Raw genomic sequence first — 5,411 nt, forward strand, 5'->3', positions numbered from 1 at the left:
GGGCACGGCGGGCGGGGTGGTCGGCGCGGCCGGCCGAGGTGAGCTGCCAGGGCACGCTGGTGACCATGACGCCGGGGGTGAACAGCAGCCGGCTCTTGAGCCAGAGCGCGGACTGGTTGTGCAGCAGGTGCTCCCACCAGTGCCCCACGACGTACTCGGGGATGAACACCCCGACCACGTCGCGCGGGCTCTCGCGCCGTACGGAACGGACGTACTCGACGACCGGCTTGGTGATCTCGCGGTACGGGGAGGCGATCACCTTCAGTGGGACGTCGGTGTCGAGTTCCTCCCACTGCCGTTCGAGGGACTTCGTCTCGTCACGGTCCACCGCGACGGTGAGGGCCTCCAACTGGTCGGGCCTGAAGGCGCGGGCGTAGGCCAGGGCGCGCAGGGTCGGCTTGTGGAGGGTGGAGACCAGCACGATGGCCAGCACCCGGGAGGGGCGGACGAGTTCGGCGCGCGGATCGGCGACGGCGAGCTCGGCGGCGACGGTGTCGTAGTGGCGGCGGATGCCCCGCATCATCACCCACAGCACGATCGCGGCGACGACGGCCAGCCAGGCGCCCTGGATGAACTTGGTGGCCAGCACGATGACGAGCACGAGCCCGGTGACGACGGCCCCCGACGCGTTGATGACCCGGGCCACCTGACCGCGCCGGCGCCGCATCGCGTCGGTCTCCGTGCGCAGTTCGCGGTTCCAGTGCCGGACCATGCCGGTCTGGGAGAGGGTGAAGGAGGTGAAGACGCCCAGGATGTAGAGGTGGATCAGGCTGGTGACGTCCGCGCGGTAGAACCACAGCAGCAGCCCCGCCGCCAGGGCCAGCGCGATGATGCCGTTGGAGAACGCGAGCCGGTCGCCCCGGTTGTGCAACTGGCGCGGCAGATAGCGGTGCTGGGCCAGGATCGACGCCAGCAGCGGGAAACCGTTGAAGGCGGTGTTCGCGGCCAGGATCAGCACCAGCGCGGTGGCGGTCTGCACGACGTAGAAGCCGAGGCTGCCCTCCCCGCCGAACACGGCCGCCGCCAGCTGGGCGATCACGGTGCGCTGGGTGTACGAGGTGCAGTCGCCGGACAGGCCGGTGAGCCGGCAGGAGTCCTCGGTGATGTGCACCTTGGTGATCAGGGCGAGGGCGGTGACCCCCACGAACATGGCCACCGCGATGATGCCCATGACGCTCATCGTGGCGGCGGCGTTCTTCGACTTGGGCTTGCGGAAGGCCGGGACGCCATTGGAGATCGCCTCCACGCCGGTCAGGGCCGTACAGCCGCTGGAGAAGGCGCGCAGACACAGCATGACCAGGGCGAAGCCCGCCAGCCCCGCGTCCCGGGGGTCGGCGGTGATGCCGAACCCGGCGCTCTCCGACACCGGGGGGTGACCCACCGTCCAGCGGAACAGCCCGGTGATCACCATGATCAGCACGGCGGTGATGAAGAGGTACGTGGGCGCGGCGAAGGCCTGCCCCGACTCCCGCACCCCCCGCAGGTTCACCCCGGTGAGCACGGCGACGAACCCGACCGCCATCAGCACCCGGAACTCCGCCAGCTCCGGCACCGCCGAGATGATGTTGTCGACCCCGGAGGCGACGGACACCGCGACCGTCATCACATAGTCGACCAGCAGCGAGGCGGCCACCACCAGACCGGCCGAGTCCCCGAGGTTCGTCGAGACCACCTCGTAGGAGCCGCCACCGCTCGGATAGGCGTGCACCACCTGGCGGTAGGAGAGCACCACCACCGCCATCAGCGCCACCACGGCGGCCGCGATCCACGGTGTGAAGTGGAGATACGCCATGCCGCCGAGGGTGAGGACGAGGAGGATCTCCTGGGTGGCGTAGGCCACCGAGGAGAGCGGGTCGGAGGCGAAGATGGGCAGGGCGAGCCGTTTGGGCAGCAGCGTCTCGTGGAGTTCCTCGCTGCGCATGGCCCGGCCGAGCGCCAGCCGCTTCAGAAGCCCCGTCATCTTGACCATGGCGAGAGCCTAAGTCTTATATGACCGTCATACGGTGATATGTGGGGCTGTGCGGCGTGGCCTCCCCCGGTGGAGCGCCATGGACGCCCTGGCCGAGGGCCTGGAGACCGTGCCCCGCCGCACCCTCACCCACCGGGGAGCGGAGTTCACCGAGACGGACCTCGACGCCGTCCTGACCCGCCGCCCCAGGTCGTGCTCGTCGCCCGGCGGGCCGCCCCGGGCAACTGGCTGCGGGCCGAGGCCCGGCGACGGCTGTGTGGTCCGGGCGGCGGACGCCGGACCTAGCGGCGGCTGTAGGCCAGGAGCAGCACGACGGCGACCAGCGTCACGATCAGCGTGCCCGCGGAGGGCCACGATCCGGGGTCGGTGCCCTCGATCCTGTCACCGTCGGGGGCCCCGCCACCGTGGGCGTCCCTGCGGTGCTGGTCGCGCTCCAGCTGGGCCTGGTGCTTCGTGGAGACCTCGTCCCAGGTGATACCGCATTTATCGCACCGGTACTTGTATACGGACACAGTGCCTCCCCCCTTTCCGACGCGCTGCCGCGTCATCGCCGGGAACCCGTGGGGTTCCCGAACCCTAGTGCGGGCCCTGTGGAGCCTGGAAGTCCATCGGGTGGTCTTCGCCCGATCGAGGGAGAACCCGTAACGGGACGGTGGGGGAGGAGAGTCTGAAGCGTCCACGGAGGCTCGCGCATCGCGCGCGGACGTCGGAAAAGCGACAGAGCGGCCGGGGACGGCCCCGGCCACTCCTCTCCCGCGCCAGGGCCGGTTGTCAGTGGTCGGCCCTAGCGTTTCTCCCAGCTGACAGCCGGTCACCGTGGCCGGCGGGGAGAGGGGCCGAGCCATGTCCGCAACCAGGACGACCACCTACCTGGAGCTGTCCCAGGAGGGCGGCGGGGCGCACAAGTTCTACGAGGTCACGGTCGACGCGACGACCGTGACGGTCCGCTACGGGCGCATCGGCTCCGCGGGCACGACCCAGACCTCCGCCTTCCCCAGCGCCGAGCGGGCCCGGGCCGCCGCGGCGAAGAAGGTCGGCGAGAAGGTCCGCAAGGGCTACGCCCCCGCCGTGCCCGGCGGCCGCGCCGCCCGCCCGGTGACCCGCCGCCAGGTCGCCTCCGCGCCCTCCACGGCCCGGGCCGTCGCGCCGGTGCTGTGGCGGTTCCGCACGGGCGCCCCGGCGTTCGGCATCCACATCGACGAGGACCGCTGCTGGGTCGGCAACCAGGACGGCGACGTGTACACCCTCGGCCACGACGGCGAGGTCCTCGCCCGCTACCGGCTCCCCGACGGCGTCAAGTGCCTCGTCGCGGACGACTTCTGGATCTACGCCGGCTGCGACGACGGCACCGTCTACGACCTCTCCGCCAAGCTGCCCTTCGCCGCGTACCGGATCGCCTCCGACGTCGACATCTTCTGGCTCGACATCCACGAGGGCATCCTCAACGTCGCCGACCGCGACGGCGGGCTGACGGTCATCGACCACGAGGACGAGCACCAGTGGTCGCGCAGGAGCACCGGCTCCCACGCCTGGATGGTCCGCCGCGACGCGCGCGCCGTCTACCACGGCCACAGCGCCGGCGTCACGGCCTACGCCCAGGACGGCGGCGGCGAGCTGTGGCACACCCGCACCACGGGCGCGGTGCTCTTCGGCTGGCAGGAGGACCACGCCGTCTACGCGGGCACCAACCGCACCGTCGTCCAGCGTCTCGCCAAGACCGACGGCGCCATAGAGGCCACATACCTCTGCGACACGGCGGTCTACTCCTGCGCCACCGCCCCCGGCGGCTGCTACGTCTTCGCCGGCGACTCGTCCTCGTCCGTCTACTGCTTCGCCGCGGACGGCACACGGCTGTGGAAGCTCGGCACGGGCAGCGGCTCGGCCCTGTCCATGCAGTACCTCGACGAGAAGCTGTACATGGTCACCACCGACGGCTCCCTGGTGTGCGTCGACGCGAGCGAGACGGCCATCGCGGCGGCCCAGTCCGGCATCGTGCCCACGCCCCTCGACATCAAGTCGGCCGCCGCCCTGCCGACGTACGCGCCCGCCACCACGGTCCGGACCGTATCGGCGGTGCCCGCCGGCGGCATCGTCGTCGAATGCGTCCAGCAGGGCGGACGACTGCGCGTCCACGTGGTCTCCGACGGCTACGACCCCACATGGAACGTCCAGTTCCCGCGCGCCGTACGCCTGCCGGGCGCCCGCTACGTCGTCGAGGCGCTCTCGCCCGCGTCGGGTGGGTTCTACCGGGTCCGGGGCGAGATCAAGCGCATACTGTGACGGCCCATTGAGGCCTGTCGCGGCCCATTGCGGCTCCTTACGACCGCCTTCCGCCGCGCGTGCACCGCACCGGGCTCCGGCCGAGGACACCGTATGACGAAGATGTTGCACCGGGCCGCCGAGCGGCTCTTCCCGGACGGCACCAACCGGTACGGCGCCCTGCCCGCCCTCCTCGTCCTGCTGACGGTCGTCAGCGGAATCGTCGACGCCGTGAGCTTCCTCGGACTGGGCCACGTCTTCGTCGCCAATATGACGGGGAACGTCGTCTTCCTCGGCTTCGCCCTGGCCGGTGCCGCGGACCTGTCGGCCCGGCACTCCCTGCTGGCCGTCGGCTTCTTCATCGCGGGAGCATGGGCGACCGGGCGCGCGGCCGGCCGGATCGCCTCCCAGGGACGGCTGTTCGTCTCCGTCACCGCCGCCCACACCGCCCTGACCGGCGCGGCCCTCGCCGTGGTCCTCACGACCGGTCACCGAAGCGGCGGCGTACAGGCAGCGCTCATCGCGCTCCTCGCCTGTGGCATGGGGATGCAGAACGCTGTCGTCCGCAGGATCGCCGTGCCCGACCTGAAGACCACCGTCCTCACCTTCACGATCACCGGCCTCGCCGACGACCCGTTCGGCGCGCCCAGGGTGCGCCGTCTCGCCTCCCTCGCCGCAATGTTCACGGGCGCCCTGTGCGGCGCCGCCCTGCACCTCGGCCCCGGGCCCGCCGCCGCGCTGGGAGCGGCGACGGCGTCGCTGGCCGTGGTCACGCTGGCCGCGCTCACCTGACGACCGGTCGGACCGCCGCTGCCGCCCCGGCCTCCGGGCGCCCGAACCGGCCGCGCATCATGGCTGCGTGCACATGAGAACAGCAGGTCGCAGGGTATGGACGTGGTCGGCGCTCGCCGCCTCGTGGGCGGGGCTGGTCGTCGGGATATCGCTCGTGGCGACCGTCCTGTTCCTGTGGGGGATCACGCATCTCGCCCCCGACGCGGACAGCCCCGCGCTGACCGTTCTCGCCCTGCCGCTCTGGCTTGCCGTCCTCGCGGTCCTCTCCGCGATCCTCACCCCGCTGCTCGTCATGCCCGCCGCCACCCTCGCCCACCGGATGGGCACCCGGGGGAGGGGCGGCGACGCCTGGTGGTGGACGCCCGTGGGAGCCGCCGTGGTGGCGGGCGCG

General features: G+C 71.7%; 4 protein-coding genes and 1 pseudogene. 3 read left to right on the forward strand and 2 right to left on the reverse strand.

Annotated features, from left to right (window positions below; translation table 11 throughout):
• A partial coding sequence (locus K6I33_RS31325) for an APC family permease (protein WP_229357931.1) occupies positions 1 to 1,969 on the reverse strand: 1,969 nt, incomplete at its 3' end.
• A 281-nt stretch (positions 1,970 to 2,250) separates the two neighbouring features.
• Positions 2,251 to 2,481 (reverse strand): hypothetical protein, encoded by a 231-nt coding sequence (locus K6I33_RS31330; protein ID WP_229357932.1) that lies wholly within the window; start codon positions 2,479 to 2,481, stop codon positions 2,251 to 2,253.
• A 331-nt stretch (positions 2,482 to 2,812) separates the two neighbouring features.
• Here K6I33_RS31330 and K6I33_RS31335 point away from each other — a divergent pair, with 331 nt between their 5' ends.
• The 3 genes and pseudogenes from K6I33_RS31335 to K6I33_RS31345 all read left to right on the forward strand — a co-directional run.
• Positions 2,813 to 4,249 carry a WGR domain-containing protein gene (locus K6I33_RS31335; protein WP_229357933.1) on the forward strand — a complete coding sequence of 479 codons (1,437 nt, stop codon included), beginning with the start codon at positions 2,813 to 2,815 and terminating at the stop codon, positions 4,247 to 4,249.
• 93 nt (positions 4,250 to 4,342) lie between these two features.
• Positions 4,343 to 5,020 carry a YoaK family protein gene (locus tag K6I33_RS31340; protein WP_229357934.1) on the forward strand — a complete coding sequence of 226 codons (678 nt, stop codon included), beginning with the start codon at positions 4,343 to 4,345 and terminating at the stop codon, positions 5,018 to 5,020.
• Between the two features lie 73 nt (positions 5,021 to 5,093).
• Positions 5,094 to 5,411, forward strand: a pseudogene (locus tag K6I33_RS31345) (hypothetical protein); the annotation flags it as partial.

It is taken from the genome of Streptomyces sp. UNOB3_S3, assembly GCF_020740895.1.
In the GTDB taxonomy this organism is placed as follows: domain Bacteria; phylum Actinomycetota; class Actinomycetes; order Streptomycetales; family Streptomycetaceae; genus Streptomyces.

Coding starts and splice junctions, on each gene's coding strand:
- K6I33_RS31340 (WP_229357934.1), top strand. CDS start 4,343: ATGACGAAGATGTTGCACCGGGCCGCCGAGCGGCTCTTCCCGGACGGC.
- K6I33_RS31335 (WP_229357933.1), top strand. CDS start 2,813: ATGTCCGCAACCAGGACGACCACCTACCTGGAGCTGTCCCAGGAGGGC.